The 23664-nt window shown below is 66.3% G+C and carries 22 protein-coding genes, 1 tRNA gene and 1 pseudogene; 14 read left to right on the forward strand and 10 right to left on the reverse strand.

The window, feature by feature from the left end:
- Window positions 1-23: 23 nt before the first annotated feature.
- The 5 genes from ACRYJK_RS07595 to ACRYJK_RS07615 all read left to right on the forward strand — a co-directional run bounded on the left by ACRYJK_RS07595 (window position 24) and on the right by ACRYJK_RS07615 (window position 2530).
- Complete coding sequence (locus tag ACRYJK_RS07595; protein ID WP_482666925.1) at window positions 24-764, forward strand: SDR family oxidoreductase; 741 nt, start codon at window positions 24-26, stop codon at window positions 762-764.
- Between the two features lie 111 nt (window positions 765-875).
- Window positions 876-1169, forward strand: a complete 294-nt coding sequence (locus ACRYJK_RS07600) for a putative quinol monooxygenase (RefSeq protein ID WP_482666926.1) — start codon at window positions 876-878, stop codon at window positions 1167-1169.
- Window positions 1170-1280: 111 nt separating this feature from the next.
- Window positions 1281-1700, forward strand: a complete 420-nt coding sequence (locus ACRYJK_RS07605) for a GlcG/HbpS family heme-binding protein (RefSeq protein ID WP_482666927.1) — start codon at window positions 1281-1283, stop codon at window positions 1698-1700.
- Window positions 1701-1713: 13 nt separating this feature from the next.
- Window positions 1714-1929, forward strand: a complete 216-nt coding sequence (locus tag ACRYJK_RS07610; RefSeq protein ID WP_482666928.1) for a hypothetical protein — start codon at window positions 1714-1716, stop codon at window positions 1927-1929.
- A gap of 31 nt (window positions 1930-1960) precedes the next feature.
- Window positions 1961-2530 (forward strand): type 1 glutamine amidotransferase domain-containing protein, encoded by a 570-nt coding sequence (locus tag ACRYJK_RS07615; RefSeq protein WP_482666929.1) that lies wholly within the window; start codon window positions 1961-1963, stop codon window positions 2528-2530.
- A 250-nt stretch (window positions 2531-2780) separates the two neighbouring features.
- Here ACRYJK_RS07615 and ACRYJK_RS07620 read toward each other — a convergent pair whose 3' ends face one another.
- From ACRYJK_RS07620 to ACRYJK_RS07630, 3 genes are all read right to left on the reverse strand, one after another.
- The gene (locus ACRYJK_RS07620) at window positions 2781-5441 is read right to left on the reverse strand and encodes an excinuclease ABC subunit UvrA (RefSeq protein ID WP_482666930.1); all 2661 of its coding nucleotides are present in this window, start codon (window positions 5439-5441) and stop codon (window positions 2781-2783) included.
- A gap of 175 nt (window positions 5442-5616) precedes the next feature.
- Complete coding sequence (locus ACRYJK_RS07625; protein ID WP_482666931.1) at window positions 5617-6726, reverse strand: S-(hydroxymethyl)glutathione dehydrogenase/class III alcohol dehydrogenase; 1110 nt, start codon at window positions 6724-6726, stop codon at window positions 5617-5619.
- 85 nt (window positions 6727-6811) lie between these two features.
- Window positions 6812-7126 carry a zinc-binding dehydrogenase gene (locus ACRYJK_RS07630; RefSeq protein WP_482666932.1) on the reverse strand — a complete coding sequence of 105 codons (315 nt, stop codon included), beginning with the start codon at window positions 7124-7126 and terminating at the stop codon, window positions 6812-6814.
- On the opposite strand from ACRYJK_RS07630, the gene ACRYJK_RS07635 reads away from it, so the two are divergent.
- The 3 genes and pseudogenes from ACRYJK_RS07635 to ACRYJK_RS07645 all read left to right on the forward strand — a co-directional run.
- Entirely contained in the window at window positions 7096-7665 is a 570-nt protein-coding gene (locus ACRYJK_RS07635; RefSeq protein ID WP_482666933.1) for a TetR/AcrR family transcriptional regulator, read from the forward strand. The two genes, ACRYJK_RS07630 and ACRYJK_RS07635, sit on opposite strands and share 31 nt — an antisense overlap.
- 75 nt (window positions 7666-7740) lie before the next feature.
- Window positions 7741-8571, forward strand: a complete 831-nt coding sequence (locus ACRYJK_RS07640) for an aldo/keto reductase (RefSeq protein ID WP_482666934.1) — start codon at window positions 7741-7743, stop codon at window positions 8569-8571.
- A 383-nt stretch (window positions 8572-8954) separates the two neighbouring features.
- Window positions 8955-9149, forward strand: a pseudogene (locus ACRYJK_RS07645) (recombinase family protein); the annotation flags it as partial.
- Between the two features lie 309 nt (window positions 9150-9458).
- Here ACRYJK_RS07645 and ACRYJK_RS07650 read toward each other — a convergent pair.
- From ACRYJK_RS07650 to ACRYJK_RS07660, 3 genes are all read right to left on the reverse strand, one after another.
- Window positions 9459-9542 (reverse strand) — tRNA-Leu (locus ACRYJK_RS07650).
- 47 nt (window positions 9543-9589) lie between these two features.
- A complete protein-coding gene (locus ACRYJK_RS07655) occupies window positions 9590-11071 on the reverse strand; it encodes a coniferyl aldehyde dehydrogenase (protein ID WP_482666935.1) in 1482 nt (493 codons plus the stop codon).
- Window positions 11072-11195: 124 nt separating this feature from the next.
- Window positions 11196-11552 (reverse strand): hypothetical protein, encoded by a 357-nt coding sequence (locus tag ACRYJK_RS07660; RefSeq protein ID WP_482666936.1) that lies wholly within the window; start codon window positions 11550-11552, stop codon window positions 11196-11198.
- Between the two features lie 244 nt (window positions 11553-11796).
- Here ACRYJK_RS07660 and edd point away from each other — a divergent pair, with 244 nt between their 5' ends.
- The gene (gene edd, locus ACRYJK_RS07665) at window positions 11797-13707 is read left to right on the forward strand and encodes a phosphogluconate dehydratase (protein WP_482666937.1); all 1911 of its coding nucleotides are present in this window, start codon (window positions 11797-11799) and stop codon (window positions 13705-13707) included.
- Window positions 13708-13774: 67 nt separating this feature from the next.
- A complete protein-coding gene (locus ACRYJK_RS07670; RefSeq protein ID WP_482666938.1) occupies window positions 13775-14947 on the forward strand; it encodes an acetyl-CoA C-acyltransferase in 1173 nt (390 codons plus the stop codon).
- A 111-nt stretch (window positions 14948-15058) separates the two neighbouring features.
- On the opposite strand, the gene ACRYJK_RS07675 is transcribed toward ACRYJK_RS07670, so the two are convergent.
- On the reverse strand, window positions 15059-15541 hold the full coding sequence (locus tag ACRYJK_RS07675) for an SH3 domain-containing protein (RefSeq protein WP_482666939.1): 483 nt from the start codon (window positions 15539-15541) through the stop codon (window positions 15059-15061).
- Between the two features lie 134 nt (window positions 15542-15675).
- Between ACRYJK_RS07675 and ACRYJK_RS07680 the strand changes: the two genes are divergently transcribed.
- Complete coding sequence (locus ACRYJK_RS07680; RefSeq protein WP_482666940.1) at window positions 15676-16944, forward strand: hypothetical protein; 1269 nt, start codon at window positions 15676-15678, stop codon at window positions 16942-16944.
- Window positions 16945-16947: 3 nt separating this feature from the next.
- Here ACRYJK_RS07680 and ACRYJK_RS07685 read toward each other — a convergent pair whose 3' ends face one another.
- Both ACRYJK_RS07685 and ACRYJK_RS07690 read right to left on the reverse strand, forming a co-directional pair.
- Window positions 16948-18303: an NAD(P)H-dependent flavin oxidoreductase gene (locus tag ACRYJK_RS07685; protein WP_482667420.1), complete on the reverse strand. Its 1356-nt coding sequence runs from the start codon at window positions 18301-18303 to the stop codon at window positions 16948-16950.
- Between the two features lie 156 nt (window positions 18304-18459).
- Window positions 18460-19596 carry a glycosyltransferase family 4 protein gene (locus ACRYJK_RS07690; protein ID WP_482666941.1) on the reverse strand — a complete coding sequence of 379 codons (1137 nt, stop codon included), beginning with the start codon at window positions 19594-19596 and terminating at the stop codon, window positions 18460-18462.
- Window positions 19597-19674: 78 nt separating this feature from the next.
- Between ACRYJK_RS07690 and ACRYJK_RS07695 the strand changes: the two genes are divergently transcribed.
- The 3 genes from ACRYJK_RS07695 to ACRYJK_RS07705 are packed head-to-tail and all read left to right on the forward strand — an operon-like array spanning window position 19675 to window position 23147.
- Window positions 19675-21102 carry a protein adenylyltransferase SelO family protein gene (locus ACRYJK_RS07695; protein ID WP_482666942.1) on the forward strand — a complete coding sequence of 476 codons (1428 nt, stop codon included), beginning with the start codon at window positions 19675-19677 and terminating at the stop codon, window positions 21100-21102.
- 33 nt (window positions 21103-21135) lie between these two features.
- Window positions 21136-22545 (forward strand): succinylglutamate-semialdehyde dehydrogenase, encoded by a 1410-nt coding sequence (gene astD / locus ACRYJK_RS07700; RefSeq protein WP_482666943.1) that lies wholly within the window; start codon window positions 21136-21138, stop codon window positions 22543-22545.
- Between the two features lie 47 nt (window positions 22546-22592).
- Window positions 22593-23147, forward strand: a complete 555-nt coding sequence (locus tag ACRYJK_RS07705; protein ID WP_482666944.1) for a peroxiredoxin — start codon at window positions 22593-22595, stop codon at window positions 23145-23147.
- A gap of 16 nt (window positions 23148-23163) precedes the next feature.
- Here the strand turns inward: ACRYJK_RS07705 and ACRYJK_RS07710 are convergent, their stop codons facing one another.
- Window positions 23164-23616, reverse strand: a complete 453-nt coding sequence (locus ACRYJK_RS07710) for a MaoC family dehydratase (RefSeq protein ID WP_482666945.1) — start codon at window positions 23614-23616, stop codon at window positions 23164-23166.
- Window positions 23617-23664 lie beyond the last annotated feature (48 nt).

Genomic DNA, 23664 nt, shown 5'->3' on the forward strand with positions numbered 1-23664 from the left:
TCTGAAATGAAGGAAATACAGTCATGACCAAGGGTATCGCAGGCAAGGTCGTTCTCATTACCGGCGGCAGCAGCGGTATCGGCGCGGAAACCGCGCGGCTTCTCGCTGATCGCGGCGCCAAGGTGGCCATCGCCGCCCGGCGCAAGGACAGGCTCGACGAGGTCGTCGCGGACATCGCCGGAAATGGCGGCACGGCACGGAGCTACGCGCTCGACGTCACCGACAAGGCGGCGGTCCAGTCTGTCGTCGCCGCGATCATTGCCGATTTCGGCCGCCTCGATGTGCTGATCAACAACGCCGGGCTGATGCCGATCCGTCCGATGGCCGAGGTCAACACCGACGAGTGGGACCAGATGATCGACGTCAATCTGAAGGGTACGCTCTACGGCATCGCGGCGGCCCTTCCCGGCTTTCTCGAGCAGGGCAACGGCCACATCATCAACCTGAGCTCGGTTGCGGGCATCAAGGTCTTCGCACCGGGCGGCACGGTTTATTCCGGCACCAAGTTCGCCGTCAGCGCGATCAGCGAGGGCTTGCGTCAGGAGGTGGGCGAAAAGGTCCGGGTCACGTCAATCGAGCCAGGAGCCGTTGAAAGCGACTTGAAGTTCACGACGTCGGGCACGGCTGCCGAGACGGTTCTCGACTTCTACAAGCGGGCGATCCCGGCGGCATCGGTAGCGCGTGCTATCGCGTTCGCTGTCGAACAGCCTGATGACGTCGACATCAACGCGATCGTCATCCGGCCGACCGCACAGGAGTTCTGATTTCGACCGGGAGGCGGGGCCGCGTGCGCTCCGCCTCATGGGGAACGTACCGGCCCGCTTGCCCGTTAATTTGCCGAATAATATCTGTTCGTTTCACTTGAGGAATAAATTATGCCCAAACTTGCCCTGTATGTACCGCTGAAGGCCAAGCCCGGAAAAGAACGCGATGTCGCAGATTTCCTGACCTCGGCATTGCCGCTCGTTCAAGCTGAGTCGGGCACTCTGACCTGGTACGCGATCGAGGGAGGTCCCGGTGAGTACGCGATCTTCGATTCGTTCGACACCGAGGAGGATCGGCAGGCCCATCTTGACGGCAAGGTTGCCGCCGCACTGATGGACAAGGCAGAAGAACTGTTTTCCGAACCGCCGCAGATTCACAAGTTCACCCTGCTGGCCGCGAAATAGCGGAGCGGTCGGCACGCTAGCGCGTCGCTCTCATCGCCCGCGTGGGGGAGGGACCTGCGCGCGGCGGGGTGTGTTGAGCGGCTTTCCCAGAACTGGCCAAGGATACACACCATGCTTACCACCCAGACGCTCGACCTGAACGACGCGCGGACAATCATCGATGCGGGGATCGCGGAGGCCGAGCGGATCGGAAACCCGATGAACATCGCGGTGGTGGATGCGGGCGGATGCCTGCTAGCGTTCGCGCGAATGGACGATGCGTGGCGCGGCAGCGTCGACATCGCGATCGGCAAGGCGTGGACGGCGCGCGCGTTCGACGTGGAGACCAAGGCGCTGGAGAAGCTCGCCCAGCCGGGCGCCGACTTTTACGGCATCCATGCCTCCAACGACGGCAAGGTGATGATCTTCGCCGGGGGCGTGCCGATCAAGGAGGGCGAGACGGTGATCGGCGCGGTGGGCGTATCGGGCGGCACCGGCAAGCAGGACCAAGGCGTGGTCGAGGCGGCGGCGCAGGCGTTCGCGCGCGGCTGAACCTTAGAGCGCGGTGCCGGCTCAGTTAACGGCGGCGGGCTCGGGCGCCGGCCAGTGCAACGTAAAGCCCTACAACCGGCGACTGATTAAGCTTATCGAGCAAGACCGGGCCAATCCTGTCCAGATCATCTCGCACCGACTGCAGCTTGATCAGACACCAGACGCCCTCAAGCATTTCGACGATCGCGATGCTGATCGGACGAAGGTCGTATTCAAGCCAGGCATCTGAACCCAGTCTTCGACGGAATAGGAGAGGAATTATGACTTTAGAAGGCAAATCAATTGCCATTCTGATCGCACCCCGCGGGACGGAAGAACCAGAATTCTCGAAGCCCAAGCAAGCTATCGAAAAGGCTGGCGGCAAAGTGACCGTGGTCAGTTTCGAAGCGGGCGTGGCTCGCACAGTCAATAACGATCTCGACGAGGGCAGCAGCTGTACCATCGATAAGACGTTTTCCGAGGTCAAAGCCGACGATTTCGACGGACTTGTTGTCCCCGGAGGGACTGTCGGCGCCGACAAGCTGCGCGGGAGCGACGAGGCAATTGGTTTCATCCGGGCTTTCTTCGATCAGAAGAAACCTGTTGCGGCTATATGCCATGCACCCTGGACATTGATCGAGGCGGGCGTGCTTCAGGGTCGTACCTTGACGTCTTACTCGACGTTGAAGGTCGATATCGAGAACGCCGGCGGTACATGGACCAATGAGGAAGTCGTGGTCGACAACGGCCTTGTTACCAGCCGCGATCCCGATGATCTGCCCGCCTTCTGCGCCAAACTCGTTGAAGAAATCGCGGAAGGTGTGGGCGCTGGGCCCGCGGCCGCGATTTAAGACAGGGCGGTTTCGACGAACCATGTGAGGGCCCGCTCCCTGGACAAGGCCAGCACAAACAGGCGTAGCGGATGGCCGGCGATTGGCTCTCCGCTACGCCGCGTACGAGACGAACACGGCGAGCACTAAATCCCCAAGCCGGGTCACCCGCGGCGACACATCGCCGGCTCCCGCTTCCAGATGCCACCTTTTCGGCGTCCGTGCGGTTGAGATTCGTCTGATCGAACGTGCGTTCGGCCAGATTTACGACCTATAGTGCCGCCTTGAGATAGCGGGCGGTGAGACTGCCTTCCGCTTCCGCAACGACGCCAGGGACGCCGCTGGCAACGATACGGCCGCCATCTTCCCCGGCTCCCGGTCCCAAATCGATGACCCAGTCCACCTGTGCGATGGCGCGCATGTCATGTTCGACGACGACGACCGTATTACCGGCGTCGACGAGGCCCTGCAGGTGGTGCATCAGCCGGTCGGCATCGGAGGGGTGGAGCCCCGAAGTTGGCTCGTCGAGGATGTAGATCGTGTTGCCGCGCTGGGCGCGTTGCAGTTCAGTCGCCAGCTTGATACGCTGCGCCTCCCCGCCAGACAGCTCGGTCGCCGGCTGACCGAGCCTCAGATAGCCAAGACCGATCTCCCGCAACACGTCGAGGGAGCGCATCACAGATGCCTCGCCAGCGAAGAAATCGCACGCATCGTCAACCGTCAGTTCGAGCACCTGGGCGATATTGCGCCCGTTCCATTCGACTTCGAGCGTTTGCGGGTTGTAGCGAGAGCCATGACAGGTCGAGCACGGGGCAAAAACGCTCGGCAGGAACAGCAGCTCCACCATGACGTATCCCTCGCCCTCGCACACAGGGCAGCGGCCTTGCGCGACGTTGAACGAGAACCTTCCCGGGCTGTAGTGCCGCCGGCGGGCGAGCGGCGTATCTGCGAAGATCCGTCGCACATGGTCGAACATGCCGCTGTAGGTGGACAGGTTCGAGCGCGGCGTGCGGCCGATCGGCTTCTGATCGACCCTCACGAGCCTGCGAACATGCTCCATGCCTGCGACAATGCGTCCTTCAGTGTCGTTCTGCGCAACATCGAGCAGCGGATCGATATCCTCTTCCTCGGCCACGGGGGAGCCGCCGAGGTGTTCCGTGACGAGCTCGGGCAGCGCCTGACTGACCAGACTGGATTTGCCTGATCCCGAAACGCCGGTGACAGCGGTGAAGCAACCGATGGGAAACTCGACGTCGAGACCATGGAGATTGTTCCGCCTGATCCCTTCAAGGCGTAGCCATGCCTTGGGATCGCGCGGTGTGCGCTCACTGCGGAGCGGCTCTGCGAACAGGTAGCGGCGGGTGATCGAAGTCTCGACGTCGGCAAGCCCCTCTATCGGCCCGCTGTAGAGGATTTCACCGCCCTTTTCCCCGGCTCCTGGCCCGACGTCGACGAGCCATTCCGCGCGGCGGATTACGTCGAGATCATGTTCGACGACGAACAGGGAGTTGCCCGCCGCCTTGAGACGCTCGAGGATGGTGAGCAAGGCTTCGCTATCTGCCGGGTGCAAACCTGCCGAAGGCTCGTCGAGCACATAGACCACCCCGAAAAGCTGTGACGACAATTGCGTGGCAAGCCGCAAGCGCTGCAGCTCTCCGGAGGAGAGCGTCGGCGTGCTGCGGTCGAGCGAAATGTAGCCAAGGCCAAGATCGATCAGCGGGTCCAGCCGTTCGATCAATTCGCAGGCGAGGCGTTGGGCAGCGATCCGCTTTTCGTCGGAGAGATTGGGCGTGCGGCGTACGTCGGGCGCGCTCTTGTGCGCAGAGCCGCCCGCCGCAACCCGTTGTTCGACCGCTGCATCGCGGGCCGCTTTTTCCAGAACATGGCCCTTTGAGGTGTCGGAGACCGCCCCATACGCGCCTTGCGCGACGGGCATCAGCAAGTCCTTCAGCTTGAGCACCGTCAGGTCGCCGAACTCGGCAATGTCGAGGCCGGCGAATTTGACCGAGAGGGCTTCGCGCTTCAGGCGCTTTCCGTCGCAGGTCGGGCAATCGCGGCCGATGATATATTGCGAGACGCGCTTCTTCATCAGCGCGCTTTTCGTGTTGGCGAAGGTTTCCAGCACATAGCGGCGCGCGCCGGTGAAGGTGCCCTGGTAGCTCGGCTCCAAGCCGCGCTTGAGCGCCGTCCGGGTCTGTTCGGGCGTCAGGCCCGCATAGACCGGCACCGTCGGCGCCTCGTCAGTGAAGAGGATCCAGTCGCGATCCTTTTTCGGCAGGTCGCGCCACGGCGTATCGACGTCGTAGCCGAGCGAAACGAGGATATCGCGCAGGTTCTGGCCATGCCAGGCGGCCGGCCAGGCGGCGATCGCCCGGTCGCGAATGGTGAGGCTGTCATCAGGAACCATCGTCTCTTCGGTCGCGTCATATACGCGGCCGATGCCGTGGCAGGTCGCGCAGGCCCCCGCGACCGTGTTGGGGGAGAAATCCTCCGCATAGAGCATGGGTTGATGGCGCGGATATTCGCCGACGCGCGAATAGAGCATCCGCACCAGGCTGGAGAGCGTCGTCACGCTGCCGACCGAGGATCGCGCGTTGGCCGAGCCGCGCTGCTGCTGCAACGCGACCGCAGGCGGCAGACCATCGATCGCGTCGACCTCGGGCACGCCGGCCTGGTCGATCAGGCGACGGGCATAGGGCGCAACCGATTCCAGATACCGCCGCTGGGCTTCGGCATAAAGGGTGCCGAACGCGAGCGATGACTTGCCCGAGCCCGATATGCCGGTGAACACTACGAAGGCGTCTCGCGGTACATCGACGTCAATATTTTTGAGGTTATTCTGGCGCGCGCCGCGAACCTGCACGCAAGCGGGCGGCCCCGCATGCCCATGATCGGTGGCCGGCGTCGCCGCGTGTACATCCTTGCTCTTCAATTCAGTCTTCCTGCCCTATACCCCCGTGCAGCCCGTGGTTCATCACAGTCGGGTAACAGATGAATGCATATCCCCGCGTTGCCCATTTGCCAGAGCGCGCGTCATCATGGCTGGGGCGAGCCATGATGACGCCCGACTTGTCGATACGAGCCTCGCGCCGCTTCGGATCGGTGGGTCAGTAGTGAATGACCGTGCGGATCGACTTGCCTTCGTGCATCAGTTCGAACGCCTCGTTGATCTCCTCCAAACCCATCGTGTGGGTAACGAACGGGGCCAGATCGATATCGCCCCTCATCGCGTCCTCGACCATGCCCGGGAGCTGTGTCCGTCCCTTGACGCCGCCGAAAGCGGACCCCTTCCATACGCGGCCCGTGACGAGCTGGAATGGGCGGGTGGAGATTTCCTCGCCCGCGCCGGCAACGCCGATCACGATCGACTGACCCCAGCCACGGTGCGCAGATTCAAGCGCGGCGCGCATGACGTGAACGTTGCCGATGCACTCGAAGGTATGATCGATGCCCCAGCCCGTCATCTCGATCAGCACTTGCTGGATGGGCTTGTCATGGTCCTTGGGGTTGATGCACTCGGTCGCACCGAACCGGCGTGCCAGCTCGAACTTGGACGGATTGGTGTCGATGGCGATGATGCGACCCGCTTTCGCCTGGCGCGCACCCTGAATCGCCGCGAGGCCGATGCCGCCCAGGCCGAACACGGCGACCGAGTCTCCGGGCTGGACCTTGGCGGTATTGTGGACTGCGCCGATGCCGGTCGTGACGCCGCAGCCCAGCAGGCAGACATGTTCGGGGTTTGCCTCGGGATTGATCCTGGCGAGCGAGACTTCGGCGACGACAGTATATTCACTGAAGGTCGAACAGCCCATGTAGTGATAGAGGGGCTGGCCATTGTACGAAAAGCGGGTCGTGCCATCGGGCATCAAGCCCTTGCCCTGCGTTTCGCGGACAGCGACGCACAGGTTGGTCTTGCCCGACAGACAGAAGTCGCACTTGCCGCACTCGGCGGTGTAGAGCGGAATCACGTGATCGCCCGGCCCGACGCTGGTGACGCCTTCACCGATCTCGACAACGATGCCCGCGCCCTCGTGGCCCAGAACCACCGGGAAAACACCCTCCGGATCGCTCCCCTCCAGCGTGTACGCGTCGGTGTGGCACACACCGGTGTGCGTCACCCGTATGAGGACTTCGCCTTTCCGCGGTGGGGCGACATCGATCTCGACGATTTCGAGTGGCTTGCCCGCCTCGAAGGCAACAGCGGCGCGAGATTTCATGTTGGGATACCCTAGTTGAGTTAAACTGATTGCTGGTGCGAGGCCGTTGCGTCGGAGCCATCGCTCGCTCCCCCCGGTTTGCCGGTCAGACCGTGACGACGACCTTGCCGATCTGTTCGTTCGATTCGAGGAAGCGGTGCGCGTCCTGGACGGCGTCGAGCGGGAAGGTGCGCGCGATCCGCGGCTTTAGCGCGCCCGATTCCAGACCCGCCACGATGAACGCCTTGGCGCGATCGAGGGCGGCGTCATCCGAGACGATCTCGCTGTAGAGATACCCCTTGAGCGTGAGGCTCTTGCCCAGCACGGAGAACAACGGAAACGGCGTCGGTTCGTCGCTGAGCGCGCCATATTCGAGCAGGATGCCGCCGCGTGCCATGCTCGCGGTCAGAAGTTCGAGCAACGGTCTGGCAGCGCGGCTACGAGGCGACATCGATGGCCGATCTGGTGGCGGAGACCGGCGTCGCCGCCGCCAGTCTCTATGCAGCGTTTGGCAACAAGGCGGGGCTGTTCGCGGCGGTGATCGAGCGCTACGCCGCGACGTTCAGCGTCCACCTCTATGCCCCCATCAACGATCCGGCATTGTCCACCTACGATGCCGTCAAAGGCCTGCTGGAACGAGCGGCGTCATCCTTCTCGGAACCCGGAACGCCGGCCGGCTGTTTCATGTATTCGGCAGCGGCAGCCGTTTCGCCGGCGTCCGCCGCCATTGAATGCCTGCTGCGCGACAAGCGTATCGCGGCGGAGGCCCTCCTGATCGAGCGTCTGCAACGCGGCGCCGCGCAGGGCGAGCTTGCGGCCAATGCCGATCCGGCCGTGCTGGGCAAATTCTTCAATACGGTCATGGAAGGCATGTCCGTTCAGGCACGCGACGGAGCTACGATCGACGAACTGCTCTCCATTGCCAGAATGGCACTGGATCGATGGCCGGCTGCGGTATGATCGTTACAGGGTGGTCATCTTCCTCTCTGCCTTCCGCGACCAGACAATCGAACTCATCTCATAGGACGAAAGAACATGCAACACTTGACACTGCCAGGCGGGGAAGTGGTTCCTTCACTGGGTCAAGGGACCTGGAAGATGGGCGAACGTGCCGAGCGCCGATCCGATGAGATCGCCGCGCTACGCGCCGGTGTCGAACTGGGCATGACGCTCATCGATACGGCCGAAATGTACGGCGATGGTGCGGCGGAAACGCTGATATCCGAGGCGCTGGGCAGCGTTCGCGACGAGTTGTTCATCGTCAGCAAGGCATATCCGCACAACGCATCGCGCTCCCGCCTTGCCGGTGCGTGCGAGGCGAGCCTGAAGCGGCTCGGCACCGACCGGCTGGACCTCTACCTACTCCACTGGCGGGGATCGGTGCCGCTCGCCGAGACAGTGGAGGCATTGGAGGCGCTCAAATCGGCAGGAAAGATCCGGCACTGGGGTGTCAGCAATCTCGATACCGATGATATGGAAGAGCTTGTCGCCGCGGGCGGGGATGGCTGCGTGACCGATCAGATCCTCTACAATCTGGTCCGCCGAGGTCCCGAATTGGACCTGCTGCCGTGGCTCGCCGAGCGTAGCATACCGGTCATGGCGTATAGTCCGGTCGAGCAGGGGCGGCTTTCTACGCACCCCGCTCTCGACAAAATTGCAACCGAGGTTGGTGCAACCCCGGTGCAGGTCGCCCTTGCGTGGACGTTGCGGCGCGACGGTCTCATCGCGATCCCCAAAGCGAGTTCAGTCGCCCATGTGCGGGAGAACCGCGCGGCGGCCGATATCGTTCTTTCCGACGCTCAGCTTGCGACACTCGACGCGGCATTTCCCAGGCCACGCGACCGCCGTCCACTCGAGATGCTTTAGCGCCGGATGGCGATATTATCGCTGGAAGGGACAAGACGCAAACCGCATCGGCGGTAGGCGCGCAGCGGTGCGGCGGTCGGACCAGTGTCGACACCGCTATCGGGCGGGTGCTGCGCGACTGACGGTTCGGGAACCAGGCCTATCGCGCCCCTGTCCCCCATTCTGCTCCTAGCCTCCATGAATAACCGTCTGACCGTTCTTACCGTCTATGGGGAGTATCCGAGCTGGCAGGGCATCCAGCCAAGGGCGTCATTCTTGTCCATCGGGTGCTCTTGATCGAAGCTTGGGCGGCCTAACTGTCAGCAGACACCGCGCTGCCTGAGTTTCCAAATCTCGACCGCCCTTGCCGCGGCGCTGATGGCGATTTTCGAGGAGGTTGAAGCGTGAGCCTGAAATCGCAAGTCAAGCGCCAGGGCCCGCGCAAAGCCTTCATCTACCTCAGGCTGTCGGTCGACAAGGAAAATGGCAACGCGCAGTCGATCGAGGCACAGCGTCACGCCATTGAAGAATTTGCGGCGTCCCGGAATATCGAAATCGTCGGCGAGTTTGTGGATAGCGGCTTGAGCGGTCAGTTCGCCGAGCGAATGGCGGCAAATCGCGCCAAACTCGCAGCCGTCACCAGCCGTATCGAAACACTGGAAGTCCAGCTGGCACATGGCCGTCGCCGGATCACCGAGGCGCACATCGATCGCTTCGGCGCGCTGCTGTCGGAAAAGCTGCGCAACGAAGACGCGCCACTTCGGTCCGCCTACCTCCGCATGTTTGTGTCAGAGGTGAGCGTCTCGGAACGCAAGATCGTCGTTTCCGGTCCTATGGCAGCCCTCGAGAGGGGCGCCACCGCGGCAGTACTGCGGCCAAAGGCCGTAGTGCCCAGCTTTGACCGGAAATGGTGCCCCAGGCCGGACTCGAACCAGCATGCCTTGCGGCGTTCGATTTTGAGTCGAATGCGTCTACCATTCCGCCACTGGGGCACGCTCGGCCGCCATAGCGCCGTCGTCGGCCCGTGCAAGGCGTGGCGCTATTTCTTGAGGTCGCGGGCGATGGTCTTGGCGGTCGCCTTGCCGAACGGTGGCTTCAGCCCCGCGAGCTTGGCAACGTCGACCCGCGCTTGGCGGTAGACCGACTTGGCGTGGCTGAAGGTGCGGAAGCCGTCGATACCATGGTACGCTCCCATGCCCGACGGACCGACCCCACCAAAGGGCAGATCTTCCTGCGCGACATGAAAAATCACGTCGTTGACCGTCACCCCGCCCGAAATGGTCGTGTCGAGCACGCGGCGTTCCTCGTCGCGGTCGGGGCCGAAATAATAGAGGCCGAGCGGGCGTGGGTTGGCGTTGACGTAGGCGACCGCCTCCCCCGCGCTGGGCGTAGTGCGGATGGGGAGGACCGGGCCGAAAATCTCCTCCTGCATCAGTTTCATGTCGTCGGTGACCCCGCGCACGATGTGGAGTGGCATCTTGCGACTGTTGGCGCTGGCGAAATCCTCGTTGGCCGGGTTGATGACGGTGACGTCCGCGCCCTTGTCACGGGCATCGTCGATCAGTCCGGTGAGCCGGGCGTGGTGCCGGTCGTTGACCACCGACGTATAATCATCGTTAGCGAGGAGCGTCGGATACATCGCCTTGACGCTCGCCCCCAGCGCCTCGACGAACGCACCCTCGCGCGCCGCGTCGATCATTACATAGTCGGGCGCGAGACAGATTTGCCCTGCATTCATCATCTTGCCCATCGCCACCTTGTCCGCGACTTCGCCGAGGTTGGCGCCCTGCCCGACGATCACCGGCGATTTGCCACCTAACTCAAGCGTCAGAGGCACCAGATTGTCGGCAGCCGCCCGCGCGACGTGCCGACCGATGCTGGTTGCGCCAGTGAAGATGAGGTGGTCCCACGGCAATTTGGTGAACGCCTCCCCCACCGCCGGGCCGCCGGTGACGACGGCAAATTCATCCTCCGCGAAATATTGCGGCACGAGCCGGGCAAACATTTCGGAGACGCGCGGCGTGAACTCTGAGGGCTTGGCGATGGCGCGATTGCCCGCCGCGAACACGCCGGCGAGCGGCCCCATGACGAGACCGATTGGAAAGTTCCAGGGCGCGACGATCCCGACCACGCCCTTCGGCTGATACTCGACCCGCGCCGACGCGCCGAGCAGCCCCAGCGGAAACATCGGCGAGCGTTTTTCCGGCCGCATCCAGCGCTCGACATGCTTGCGCGCGTGCTTGAGCGCATTGGCGCCCGCGAGCACGTCGCTGATCAGGGTAAGCTCCCGCGAGCGGTTGCCGAAATCCTCCGACGCGGCGCGAGCCCAGTCGTCGGCGTGATCGATCATCAGCGCGATGGCCCGCGTCAGCCGATCCTTGCGCACGGCGGCACTGACCGGAAGCTCAGTCGTAAATGCCGCGCGCGCACGTTCGAGGAGTGCTGCCATTGCCTCCAGGCTGGTCTCGGCAACGCGCGGCGCATCGGCCAGCGGCGGGAGGTCGGCAGCGAGCGTGGCCATCGGCAATGCATCCTGTAAACAACGATGTCAGCAATGCAGCATCGCCACCCGTCGCGTGCAAGCGAAAAGGGGGCGCTCCGCCAACGCGGAACGCCCCCTTTCTCCCGCACCAGGGCGCAGACGATTAGCTGCGGGTGCGCGTGCGCACGGTCGTGCGGTGCGACGTGCCGCGCGGGGTGACGCGCGTCGTGTGGCTGCGAGTCGAGCGCATCGTCGTGCCGCGATTGGTCGTGGCGCGCGTGCTACGGCGCGTCGTGCTCATCGTCATCCCACGCTCGTGCGCCTGAATGCAGTTGTCGGTGACCGTTCGGCCGCAGACCGGGTAGTCCTGGTTGCCCATATTGGTCGTACCGGGCTGCATATTGCCCTGCATGTTGCCCTGCGTGGTGGTGGTCGTCGTGGTCGTCGTCATGTCCTGCGCGGCGGCGGGAGCGGCGAGGCCGAGCGCGGCGATGGCCGCAGCAATACCGTAACGAAGCATAGAAACTCTCCCTCACTCATCCCGCAGACGCGGGCGTGAAGGCCGAAACGCACGGCTTCGCCCAGTGTTGCATGACGAACCGCCGCCGCCAGCGACAGCGGTAATTCGCCGCCCCGTGGGTGCGGCGTCGTCAGCAAGTCAGCGCCGGCTTGCAGCCTATCGCGCCGTTACGGCGGCGATCGCGAAGCGTCGCAATCCGTGCCGGGCCGTTGCGCCCGCGGCCGCGAGCGGCCACCTTTGCGCGATGCCGCTCCACCCCACCGTCGCCACCGTCACCGAACGTATCGTCGAGCGGAGCCGCGAGTCGCGCCGTCGCTATCTCGACCTGATGACCGCCGAACGCGAGCGGGGGATGAACCGCACGCGCCTCTCATGCGGCAACCTCGCTCACGGTTTCGCCGCCGCGCTCGACGACAAGCCGCGCATCCGCAGCGGCGCGGCGATGAACATCGGCATCGTCACCTCCTACAACGACATGTTGTCGGCGCATCAGCCATATGGTCGCTACCCCGAGCGGCTGAAGCTCTACGCGCGTGAGTTCGGCGCGACGGCGCAGGTCGCGGGCGGCGTGCCCGCGATGTGCGACGGCGTGACGCAGGGGCAGCCGGGGATGGATCTCTCCCTGTTCAGCCGCGACAACATCGCGCAGGGGACGGCCATCGCGCTCAGCCACGCGATGTTCGAGGGTGCGCTGCTGCTCGGCATCTGCGACAAGATCGTGCCCGGACTGCTGATCGGCGCGCTGCGCTTCGGCCACTTGCCGATGATCTTCGTTCCCGGCGGGCCGATGCCCTCGGGCCTGCCGAACAAGGAAAAAGCCGCGGTGCGCCAGCGCTATGCGGCGGGGGAGGCCGGCCGCGACGAGCTGCTCGAGGCCGAAGCCGCCTCTTACCACAGCCCCGGCACCTGCACCTTTTACGGGACCGCCAACTCCAACCAGATGATGATGGAGCTGATGGGGCTGCACATTCCCGGCGCGGCCTTCGTCCATCCCAACACGCCGCAGCGGGAGGCGCTCAACCGGGAGGCTGTGAGTCGTCTGACGCAGATCGGGCACGGCGGTCACGACCCTCGCCCTTTGAGCGCTTGCGTCGACGAGCGCGCTATCGTCAACGCCATCGTCGGCCTGCTCGCGACGGGCGGGTCGACCAACCACGCGATCCACCTCCCCGCCATCGCCCGCGCCGCCGGGATCGTCGTCGACTGGGAGGATTTCGACCGGCTGTCGAGCGCGGTGCCGCTGCTCGCGCGGGTCTATCCCAATGGTAGCGCCGACGTGAACCATTTCCACGCCGCGGGCGGCATGGGTTTCGTCACGCGCGAGCTGCTCAATGCGGGGCTCATCCACGGCGACATTCTCACCGTTGGCGGCAGCATGACCGACTACACCTGCGCGCCTTGCCTCGTGCGCGACGGGCCCTACCCGGGCGATGCTTCGGAATTCTCGTCGATCGCCGACCCGACGCCGGGGGACGGGGGCACACGGCTCGCGTGGCAGGAGGTGGGTGCCTCCGCGAATCTCGACATTCTGCGCCCCGCCGCCGATCCCTTCGCGCCCGAGGGCGGCCTACGCCTCCTCACCGGCAACCTCGGCCGCGCGGTTATCAAGCTGAGCGCGGTGGCGCGCGGACGCTGGCGGGTGGAGGCGCCGGCGCGCGTGTTCGCCGACCAGGACGCGGTGCTGGCGGCTTTCAACGCGGGCGAGCTCGACCGCGACGTGGTGGTGGTCGTACGCTTCCAGGGCCCGCGCGCCAACGGCATGCCCGAATTGCACAAGCTGACCCCAGCGCTCGGCGTGCTGCAGGACCGCGGTTATCGCGTCGCGCTGGTGACCGACGGCCGCATGTCGGGCGCGAGCGGCAAGGTGCCCGCAGCGATTCACCTTTCCCCCGAAGCGCTGAGTCACGCCGGCGCCGCCCCCGGCCCCGTCTCGCGTCTGCGCGACGGCGACGTGGTGCGGCTCGACGGCGCGGCGGGGACGCTCGACGCATTGGTCGATGCGTCGGACTGGGCTGCACGCGGAGCCGCCCTCCCCCCGCCCCCGCCGATCGGCACGGGGCGCGAGCTGTTCGCGCTGCAACGCCTGACCGCCGACGACGCCGAACGCGGCGCCAGCGCCATGCTCGCGGCGATGGAGGGCGTGACGGGGGTGTAGCCGACCCCTTCCCCCTCATGCTGCGGCGCACTAAGTCGCGCTCAACACTCTCTCCCCGGAGCAATTCATGGCCGACAACATCGTCATCTATTCCTACGCGCGCACCCCGATGGGGGCGATGCAGGGCGCGCTCAGCGATGCGAGCGCCACCGACCTCGGCGCGGCGGCGATCAAGGCGGCGGTCCAGCGCGCGGGCGTCGAGGGCGACGACATCGACCGCGTATACATGGGCTGCGTGCTCCCGGCCGGGCTCGGCCAGGCGCCGGCGCGGCAGGCGGCGATCAAGGCGGGGCTCCCCACCAGCGTCGGCGCCACTACCGTCAACAAGGTGTGCGGGTCGGGCATGCAGACGATCATCATGGCGCATGAAGCGATCGCGGCGGGCAATGCCGACGTGATCGTCGCCGGCGGCATGGAGTCGATGACCAACGCGCCGTACCTGCTGAAAAAGCACCGCTCGGGCGCACGCATCGGCCACGACACCGCGTACGACCACATGTTCCTCGACGGACTGGAGGATGCGTACGACGCTGGCCGCGCGATGGGCACGTTCGCGCAGGACACAGCCAACGAATATCAGCTGACTCGCGAGCAGCAGGACGCTTTCTCGATCGAATCGCTACGCCGCGCGCAGGCGGCAATCGCGGACAGCAGCTTCGCCGATGAGGTCGTGCCGGTCACCATGACCACCCGCGCGGGCGAGGTTACCGTCGACACCGACGAAGCGCCCGGCCGCGGCAAGCCCGACAAGATCCCGACGCTCAAGCCCGCCTTTGCCAAGGACGGCACGATCACCGCCGCCACGTCGAGTTCGATCAGCGATGGCGCCGCGGCGCTGGTCGTCGCGCGCGAGGGCGCGGTCGCAGGGACGCCCGTGGCGCGCATCGTCGCCACCGCCGCGCATGCCCAGGCCCCCGCTGCCTTCACCACCGCCCCGGTCGGCGCGATCCGGAAGCTGCTCGACAAGGCGGGCTGGTCGATCGACGAGGTCGACCTGTTCGAGATCAACGAAGCGTTCGCCTGCGTTGCCATGTTCGCGATGCGCGACCTCGACATTCCGCACGACAAGCTGAACGTCCACGGCGGTGCGACCGCGCTCGGCCATCCGATCGGCGCATCGGGCGCGCGCATCGTCACGACGCTGATCGGCGCGCTCAAGGCCAAGGGCGGCAAGCGCGGCGTTGCGAGCCTGTGTATCGGCGGCGGCGAAGCGACCGCAGTGGCCATCGAACTGATTTGAAGGCCGCCCCCTCTCCCTCCGGGAGGGGGCCGGGGTGGGGGTGTGTTGCTGACGCGACATAAGCGCCCCAGCCCTCACCCAACCCTCTCCCACAGGGAGAGGGCTTTGCGCTCAGTCCTCGACCGCGCCCCACAGCCCGTCGCGGGCGACCCAGCCGCGACGGCCCTGTCCGACGTCGAGCAGGCACCAGCCTTCATCGCACCGTTCGATCGTGCCGATGACCCCCGCGGCGGCGCGCCAGGCAATACCCGCCGCCGGATCGGGCCGCGTCCGCATCGGCTGCACGCCGCGCACGACCATCGCCGTCGCTCGGCCGGACAGGAGGCTACGGTGCATCCAGCCGATCGTCCCATCGGGTTCGCGCACCTGGCGCCAGTCGTCCATCACCGCCACCACCTGCACCGGCAGGCCCGGGCGGCGGTAGGTCCACATCGCCCGCATGTCGCGTGACGGGCCACGGCGCATGGTCGCCTCGCTCGACTTGATCGATCCCCAATAGGGCGTGGCGGGCGCATTTTGCGCCGTGGCGGGCGCGGCGATCGCAGCGCACAGCACGACGGCAGCGAAACGGGAATGGGAGAACGGCAAGCGCATCGCACAGCATCCTAGCAGCGGATTGGCCCCGACGCACCTTCGCGCATGACGTGCTGCTCGCAAAGCGTTAACCAACCCGTGCGAAGGACATTGTCCGAAGTTGGCACAGATGCGCTGGGGATTGGGGAATCGGAATGACAGGCAACCGATGGTGCGCGGCCGGCTCTACAGCGCTCCTCTCATTCCCCGTAACGGCACTGGCGCAGGCACAGGTCGTCCCGCTGGAGGAGATCAACGCTTCGATCGCGCCGGATAGCGGCGACACAGGCTGGCTACTGGGTGCCTCTTTCATCGCCGCGCTGCTGTTGATCCCCGCGCTCTGGCGCTGGTTCGACGCCGACGATCGGGGCCTGCTTTCCCGCCTCACCGTCGTCCTGTCCGCGGTGACTGTGCTGTTTCTCGCCATCGGTTACAGCCTGATGTTCGACGTCGCGGGGGGCGACATTCTCGGCGGCGGCGGCAACTGGATGCTCAACCTGATGGGATCGGTGCGCGACGGGACGAGCGTTCCCGAAACGGGCTTCGCCTTTGCCAATCTGCTGCTGTGCCTGGTCGCGACGACCATGCTCGTCAGTGCGCTCCATCGCCGAGCGCAGGGCGGGTGGCTGATGGGCTTTGCCGTGCTGTGGTTCCTGGTGGTGCTCGTGCCGCTGACCCGGTGGACGATCGGCGCGGGGTGGATTTATGCGCTGGGCGCGCTCGATCTGGCCGCCGGGATGCTGCTGTTCCTCGGTACCGGGGTAAGCGCGCTGGTGGCGCTCGCCATCGTCGGCGGCAGCGAAGCCGCGATCCCCGACCGTGGCCGCCTGGTGCCCGCCATCGGCATCGCCGCCGGACTTGTCGCTCTGGCCGGGGCGAGTCCGCTGGGCGCCGGTGACAGCGCCGCCGTCGCCATGCTCGTCGTAACCATCGCTGCCGCGACCGGCGCGTTAATGGGCGCGGCGCTGGCGCGCAGCATCGACGAGCGCGCGCTCGCCACGGGCCTCGTCGGCGGCGCGGTCGCCGCAAGCGTCGTCGCCGACGGTGTGAGCTTCGGCGGGGCGGTGCTGACCGGCGTGCTCGGAGCGCTTGCCGCGCGGTATGCGCCGCGGCTCGTGCCGCGACGGTTCCGCTGGCATGATGCCGACCATCGGCTCACCCCGTTGATCGCGTCCGCCGCGATGGGAACGCTATTGCTGGCGCCCCTGCTGTCGAGCGAGTGGTTCGGCGGTTCGGGCTATGCCGACGGCTTCGCCATGGGCAGCCAGCTGATCGCGCAGGTCGTGGCGATCATCGCCACCGCGGCCTGGGCGACGATCGGCACGGTCATCGCCGCGCTTACGGTCGGTCTCGTCACCCGCATGCGCGCGGAACCGTCGCAGCCCTCCCGCCCCCGCGAAGAGGCCCCGCCACCACTGGCCTGAGCGTCAATCGCCGGTCAGGATCCGGTCGACCAGCTCGCGGACGGTTGGCGTGAAGTTGTTCGAATAGAACGGGTCTTCGGCGAACCGATAGGCCGCGTGCCCGGCGAACATCAGGTTCTGCTCGACCGGCCCCCCGTGCGCGATGTCCTGCAGCGTTTTCTGGATGCAAAAACTGCGCGGGTCGGCCAGGCGACCGGTGGTGTAATCATCATGGTCCTTCCACGATGAAAACTGGCAGTGCGACAGGCAGCCCATGCAGTCGCGCTGGTCCTTTAGGATATCCTCACGCTCCGCCGCGTCCACGAACACGAGCGTGTCGTCGGGCGTCTTGAGCGCGGCGGTGAACCCCTGCGCGGCATAGCTCATCGCCTGCTCATAGGCTTCGGGCGAGACCCAGTATTTCTTGCGGTCGATTTCCATCCGCACCGGGGTGGCGGCGTCCTCGCCCTTGCCGAACGGCACCTGCCGCTCGCTGCGCGCTTCGAGGTTGCGGAGGAACGGGTTGCGCACCGCCGACGAATAAAATCCGGTGGGGGAAAATTTGTGCAGCAGCACGTCGCCGGGCTTGAGGTCGCGCAGCGCGTCCTTCCACCCCTGGGGGATGGGGCTCTCCCGCGTCAGCAAAGGGCGCGTGCCGAACTGGAACGCGATCTGCCCCAGCTCCGGATTGTCGAGCCAGTTGGCCCATTCACGCAGGAACCAGACGCCGCCCGCCATGACGATGGGTACGCTATCGGCGATGCCCTCCGCGCGCATCGTCTTGCGAAGCTCCGCCACGCGCGGATATGGGTCCTGCGGCACGCGCGGGTCCTCGGCATTGGATAGGCCGTTGTGCCCTCCGGCGAGCCAAGGATCCTCATAGACCACCGCACCGAGCCATTCGGGCACCTTGGAATAGCTGCGCTTCCACAGCGCGCGAAAGGCGCGCGCCGAGCTGACGATCGGCAAGTAGTAAACGCCGTGCCGCGCAGCGATCTCGCTCAGCTTGTAGGGCATGCCGGCGCCGCAGGTGACGCCCGTCACCTTGTCCGCGACGCGGTCGAGCGTCCCTTCGAGCACCGCCTGCGCGCCGCCCATTTCCCAAAGCACGTTGATGTTGATCGCGCCCGCGCCGCCGCTCATCGCGTGCGCACGCTCCACCTGCGTTACCGCGCCGGCGATGGCGTAGTTGATCAGCTCCTCATGACGCTCCTTGCGGGTCATGCCGGCATAGACCTGCGGCACGATGCGCCCTTCGGGATCGTAGCTGTCGGCATTGACCGCGCTGACCGTGCCGATGCCGCCCGCCGCGGCCCACGCGCCGGAGCTGTCGCCATTGGTCGCGGATACGCCCTTACCGCCCTCGATCAGCGGCCACATTTCACGCCCCGCATAGGTGATCGGCCTCAGCCCGTTCAGCAACTCAAGTGTCCCCGTTGATCGACGATTGCAGTTGCAACCGTCGTTGGCGGGAAAAGGCGGCGGGGGGAAGCAGGAAAGTGCTGCGGCAGCCTACACCGGTCTGTTGCGAAGCGATTAGCGCGGCCGCAACGCGCCCCGCCGGCCGACCGCCTGCTCATAAAGCTCGGCATAGCGCGCGACCATCTTCGCCTCGTCGAATTCGGCAACGGCCTTCGCGCGGTTGGCATCGCCCACGGCTCGCCGCAGCGCCGGATCGCGGGTGAGCGTCGTCAGCGCCGCCGCGAGATCGCTCACCGACCGGCTGGTCACGAAGCGGCGGTTTGGGTCGGCGACCATCCGTGCTACATCGCCGACATCGGGCGCGACAATCGGCAGCCCGGCCGCCATCCCTTCGATCACCGCGATCGGCTGCTGCTCCGAGAGGGATGACAAAGCCAGCACGTCGAACGCGCCGACGTAGCGGTGGGGTTCGGCCTTGAACCCGACCAGATGCACCCGGTCAGCGATGCCATGGGCAAGCGCCGCGCAGGCAATCGTCTCGCGTTCGGGGCCCTGGCCGATGATCACCAGCCGCATCGGCGCATCGGCGCGAGCGATGGCTTCCACCAACAAAGGGATGTCCTTGACGCGCCGCAGCCCCGCGATCGTTCCGACCAGCAATTCGCCGGCCACCCGGGGGACTTCGGGGAAGGGAGTTTCGCTCGGACGCTGCGCGTAAAGGCTGGTGCGGATGCCGTTGGGAATGCGGACGGGATGCGTCACCCCCCATCGCCGGCGGGCGAATGCCTCGAGCCGGTGACTCGGCACGACCAGCGCGTGCGCCCCGGGCAGCGCATAACGGCGATAGGCATTGCGTCGGCGGTAGGTGCGCTGGGCTTCGTCGGCGTTGAAGCCATCCTCATGGTGGATGAGCGGCGGCAGCGGCATGAAGCGGTGCCACATCCGCCGAGCGCCGACCACGTCCATCGCTCCCCAATTATAGCTCAGCACCAGGTCGAACCGCGCCATGTAGCGCGCCAGCTCGCGATAGCGGCGGACGCCCGGCTTGCCGTTGAGCGAAGGCGCATCGCGCGGCAGATCGACCGCGATGCCGGGGGCGATCGCCTCGCGCGCGCCCCAATCATCCGCTGCCGCCAGCACGGTATGCCGCGCGCGGTCGCCCCACGCATTCATCAGCGCGACCGCCCGCGCCTCCTTGCCACCAAGCGCGAAGGTGGAATGGCAATGCAGGATGTTGAGCGGCTGCGTCATACCGCTGCGGTATCAGGCGCGGCGCCGCGCGTGGCAAGCGCCTTGCCCCCTCCGTCCGCCGCCCCCACCTGAAGGACGATGACCCTCCCCCCGCTTCTCTCGATCGTAGACCTGATCGCCGACCCCGTTGTCCCGGCGAAGTTTCCGCAAACGATCCTGCGCTGGCGCAATGATCGGGTCGCGGCGGAGCTTGGCTTGAACACGCTCGGCGACGAGGCCTGGGTCGCGGCGATGGCGCGTTTCGAACCCTTGCCCGACAATCTCCCGCAGCCGCTCGCGCTGCGTTATCACGGGCATCAGTTCGGCCATTACAATCCGGACCTCGGCGACGGACGCGGCTTTACCTTTGCCCAGTTGCGCGATCGCGGCGGGCGCTGGCGCGACCTCGGCACCAAGGGGTCGGGGCAGACGCCCTACAGCCGCTTCGGTGATGGTCGCCTCACGCTGAAGGGTGCGGTGCGCGAGCTGCTCGCGACCGAGATGTTGACCGCGCTCGGCGTGCCGACCAGCCAGACGCTGTCGATCATCGAAACCGGCGAGCAGCTGCACCGCGGCGATGAACCTTCGCCTACGCGCTCCGCCGTGCTGGTGCGTGCGAGCCACGGACACATCCGCGTCGGCAGCTTCGAACGCCTCTCCCACCTCGGCGATGCCGCGGGGATCGAGCGACTGGCGCGTTATGCGCTGACGACGCTCTACCGGCTCGATCCTGCGGAGGTGTCGGCAATGGCCCCCGCGCAGGCCGCAGCGGCACTGCTGACGCGCACCGTCGCCTCCACCGCGCGCACAGTCGCGGCGCAGATGATCGCGGGCTTCGTCCACGGCGTCCCCAACAGCGACAACATCAATGTGACGGGGGAGAGCTTCGACTACGGCCCCTGGCGCTTCGCCCCGGCGTGGGACGCTGCGTTCACCGCCGCCTATTTCGATCACGGTGGGCTTTACGCCTTCGGCCGCCAGCCGGGCGCGGTGCACTGGGCGGTCGGCCAGCTCGCCGCCGCGCTCCGGCACATCAGCGAAGCTCCGCCGCTGATCGCGGCACTGCAGGGGTTTGCGCCCGCCTATGAAACCGCGTTTGCGCAGCAGCTGTGCTGGCGGCTGGGGGTGTCGACCGACACGCCCGAGCGCGACCGCGCGCTGGTCACCGCTGCCGATGCCTGGCTCGCGCGCAATGCGTCGGCGGCGGTCACGGACGATCCGGGCGGCCTCTCCGCGATCGACCGCTTCTTCCTCGATTGGGCGGGCGGACGCACGCCGCCTGACGCGGAGGGGGATCTCGCCGCGCCGCTGATCGCCGCGCTCGCCGAACGCACCGACCTGCGCGGACCATGGTGGTCGCGCGCGGCGCCGCAGGGCATGCTGATCGCGGAGGTCGAGGCGCTGTGGGCACCGATCGCCGAACGCGACGACTGGACGCCTTTGTGGGCCAAGGTCGACGCGGTGCGCGCGATGGGCGCGAACCTTGCACAGCCGGCCCCCGCGCCTATGGTCGCTGCCGCACCCTGACCGCCAGTCTGCCACGCTCCCCCCACGAGGACCATGACCGAGTTGATTTCCATCGAACCCGCGACCGGCGACGTGCTGTGGCGCGGACAATCGGGCGACGTGGACATCGCCGTTTCCGCCGCGCGTGACGCTTTTCCGGGCTGGGCGAGCCTGCCGCTCGCCCGGCGGCTCGACGTCGTGAAGCGCTTCGCCGAGCGGCTGAAGGCCGACCCGACGCCCTTCGCCGAGCTCATCGCGCGCGAGACGGGCAAGCCGCTGTGGGAGGCGAAGACCGAGGTCGAAAGCGTCGCCAACAAGGTCGACCTGTCGGCCAAAGCCTATACCGAGCGCACGCCGCACCGGCGCAGCGAGGGTGCGATGGGGGTACGCACCGCCCTTCGCCACAAACCCCACGGCGTCATGGCGGTGCTGGGGCCGTATAATTTCCCGGCGCATCTCCCCAACGGGCACATCATTCCGGCGCTGATCGCGGGCAATACCGTGGTGTTCAAACCGTCGGAGAAGACGCCGGCCGTGGGCGAAATGATGGTCGCCCTCTATCGCGAGGCAGGCATACCCGAAGGGGTGGTCGGCGTGCTGCATGGCGGCCCGGAGGTGGGCAAGGCGCTCGTCACGCATGGCGGGATCGACGGCGTGCTGTTCACCGGGTCGGCGCGCGCGGGGATCGCCATCAACCGTTCGCTCGCGCACCGGCCCGACCGGATCGTGGCGCTCGAAATGGGGGGCAACAATCCGATCGTTGCCTGGGACACGCATGATCTCCCCAGCGCGGCGACGCTGATTGTCCAGTCCGCCTTCCTTTCCGCCGGGCAACGCTGCTCCAACGCGCGTCGGCTGATCGTCAAGGCGGACATGGCGGAGCGGCTGCTCAAGGAAGTGAAGGCGCTCGCCGACCGGCTGATCGTCGCCGAACCCTTCGCCGATCCGCAGCCGTTCATGGGCCCGGTGATCGACAACGACACCGCCGATGGGTTGATGGAGAGTTTCCTCTACCTCATCTCCAACGGTGGCCAGGCGATCCGCTTCATGACGCGTCCGGATGAAAACCTGCCCTTCCTGACGCCCGGCATCGTCGATGTGACCGACATGGCCGAGCGCCCCGATGTCGAACTGTTCGGCCCGCTGCTGCAGGTATCGCGGGTGGAGACGCTGGATGAAGCCATCCACCTCGCCAACGCCACCGCCTATGGCCTGTCGGCGGCCCTGATTGGTGGGTCGATGGCCGATTACGACCGATTTTGGGCCAACGTGCGCGCGGGCGTGATCAACTGGAACAAGCCGACCAACGGCGCGTCCTCCTCCCTGCCCTTCGGCGGCGTGGGCCTTAGCGGCAATCATCGCCCGAGCGCCTTTTACGCCGCGGACTATTGTGCCTATCCTGTGGCCTCGAACGAAGCCGACCTGCCGCGCGCCAACATCGGCATCGGGCTTGCGGTAGCCTGATCGCCGTTGGTGCGTTGCACTCTGGTGATTTAAAAGAGGGGTTTGCCATGCCGCGTTTCGCCCGTTTCGCCGCCGTCGCAGCCTTGGCGCTGATCGCCCCTGCAGCGCCGGCCGTCGCCGCGCTCGAGGTGGGCGCCAGCGCGCCGCGCTTCATGGCGCCGGGTGCGCAGGGCGGGCGACGGCTGACCGTCGACCTTGACCGCGCACTGCGCAACGGCCCGGTCGTGCTCTATTTCTTCCCGCGGGCCTTTAGCTCGGGCTGCACGCTCGAGAGCCGCGCCTTTGCCGAAGCGATGCCCCGCTTTCGCGCAGCAGGGGCTACGGTGATCGGCGTATCGTCGGACAATGTCGACACGCTCGCGCGCTTTTCGACGCAGGAGTGCCGCGCAGCCTTTCCCATGGCGAGCGCCAATGCCGCGCAGCTGCGCGCCTTCGACGTGACGCTCGCCCCCGGCGTCGCGAGCCGGACGAGCTACGTCATCGGTCGCGGCCGGCGCGTGGCGCTGGTCCACCGCGACATGAACCCCAACGACCATGTCCGCCTGACGCTGGCGGCGGTGCAGCGCCTCAACGCGTCGAGCCGGCGCCGCGCGGGCGCCTGACCTCGGCGACCGCGCGCTAAGCCGGCCGGCGTTGCACCAGCGCGGTGCGCTCGCAGCGGCAGACGACCTCGGCCCGCTGGTTGATGAGTTCGTGGCGCCACGTGACGATGCCAGCGGTCGGACGTGACGCCGAAGCCTTCGTCGCCACCACCTCACTGGTTGCGTGCATGGTGTCACCGATAAACACGGGTTTGGGCATGACGAGCTTGTCGTAGCCGAGGTTGGCGACGAGCGTTCCGAGCGTCGTCTCCCCCACGCTCAACCCGACCATCAAAGCAAAGGTGAAGGTGCCGTTAACGAGGATCTGACCGAATTCGCTCGTCTTGGCCGCTTCGAGATCGATGTGCAGCGGCTGCGGATTGTGCGTCATCGCCGAGAACAGCAGATTGTCGGTCTCGGTCACCGTGCGCCGGATGGGATGTTCGATGCGATCGCCGACCGCCCAACCCTCGAAATAACGTCCGCTCACTCGCGCGCTCCCTTACCGTCGCCGCGGGGCTTGCCGCAGCGCGCCGAC

Source organism: Sphingomonas sp. BLHR8 (assembly GCF_056821725.1).

Excerpts from the sequence above, each read along its gene's own strand:
- ACRYJK_RS07595 (WP_482666925.1), top strand. The coding sequence starts at position 24 with ATGACCAAGGGTATCGCAGGCAAGGTCGTTCTCATTACCGGCGGCAGC.
- ACRYJK_RS07600 (WP_482666926.1), top strand. The coding sequence starts at position 876 with ATGCCCAAACTTGCCCTGTATGTACCGCTGAAGGCCAAGCCCGGAAAA.
- ACRYJK_RS07605 (WP_482666927.1), top strand. The coding sequence starts at position 1,281 with ATGCTTACCACCCAGACGCTCGACCTGAACGACGCGCGGACAATCATC.
- ACRYJK_RS07615 (WP_482666929.1), top strand. The coding sequence starts at position 1,961 with ATGACTTTAGAAGGCAAATCAATTGCCATTCTGATCGCACCCCGCGGG.
- ACRYJK_RS07625 (WP_482666931.1), bottom strand. The coding sequence starts at position 6,726 with ATGAAATCTCGCGCCGCTGTTGCCTTCGAGGCGGGCAAGCCACTCGAA.
- ACRYJK_RS07640 (WP_482666934.1), top strand. The coding sequence starts at position 7,741 with ATGCAACACTTGACACTGCCAGGCGGGGAAGTGGTTCCTTCACTGGGT.
- ACRYJK_RS07655 (WP_482666935.1), bottom strand. The coding sequence starts at position 11,071 with ATGGCCACGCTCGCTGCCGACCTCCCGCCGCTGGCCGATGCGCCGCGC.
- ACRYJK_RS07660 (WP_482666936.1), bottom strand. The coding sequence starts at position 11,552 with ATGCTTCGTTACGGTATTGCTGCGGCCATCGCCGCGCTCGGCCTCGCC.
- edd (WP_482666937.1), top strand. The coding sequence starts at position 11,797 with ATGCCGCTCCACCCCACCGTCGCCACCGTCACCGAACGTATCGTCGAG.
- ACRYJK_RS07670 (WP_482666938.1), top strand. The coding sequence starts at position 13,775 with ATGGCCGACAACATCGTCATCTATTCCTACGCGCGCACCCCGATGGGG.
- ACRYJK_RS07675 (WP_482666939.1), bottom strand. The coding sequence starts at position 15,541 with ATGCGCTTGCCGTTCTCCCATTCCCGTTTCGCTGCCGTCGTGCTGTGC.
- ACRYJK_RS07680 (WP_482666940.1), top strand. The coding sequence starts at position 15,676 with ATGACAGGCAACCGATGGTGCGCGGCCGGCTCTACAGCGCTCCTCTCA.
- ACRYJK_RS07685 (WP_482667420.1), bottom strand. The coding sequence starts at position 18,303 with ATGTGGCCGCTGATCGAGGGCGGTAAGGGCGTATCCGCGACCAATGGC.
- ACRYJK_RS07690 (WP_482666941.1), bottom strand. The coding sequence starts at position 19,596 with ATGACGCAGCCGCTCAACATCCTGCATTGCCATTCCACCTTCGCGCTT.
- ACRYJK_RS07695 (WP_482666942.1), top strand. The coding sequence starts at position 19,675 with ATGACCCTCCCCCCGCTTCTCTCGATCGTAGACCTGATCGCCGACCCC.
- astD (WP_482666943.1), top strand. The coding sequence starts at position 21,136 with ATGACCGAGTTGATTTCCATCGAACCCGCGACCGGCGACGTGCTGTGG.
- ACRYJK_RS07705 (WP_482666944.1), top strand. The coding sequence starts at position 22,593 with ATGCCGCGTTTCGCCCGTTTCGCCGCCGTCGCAGCCTTGGCGCTGATC.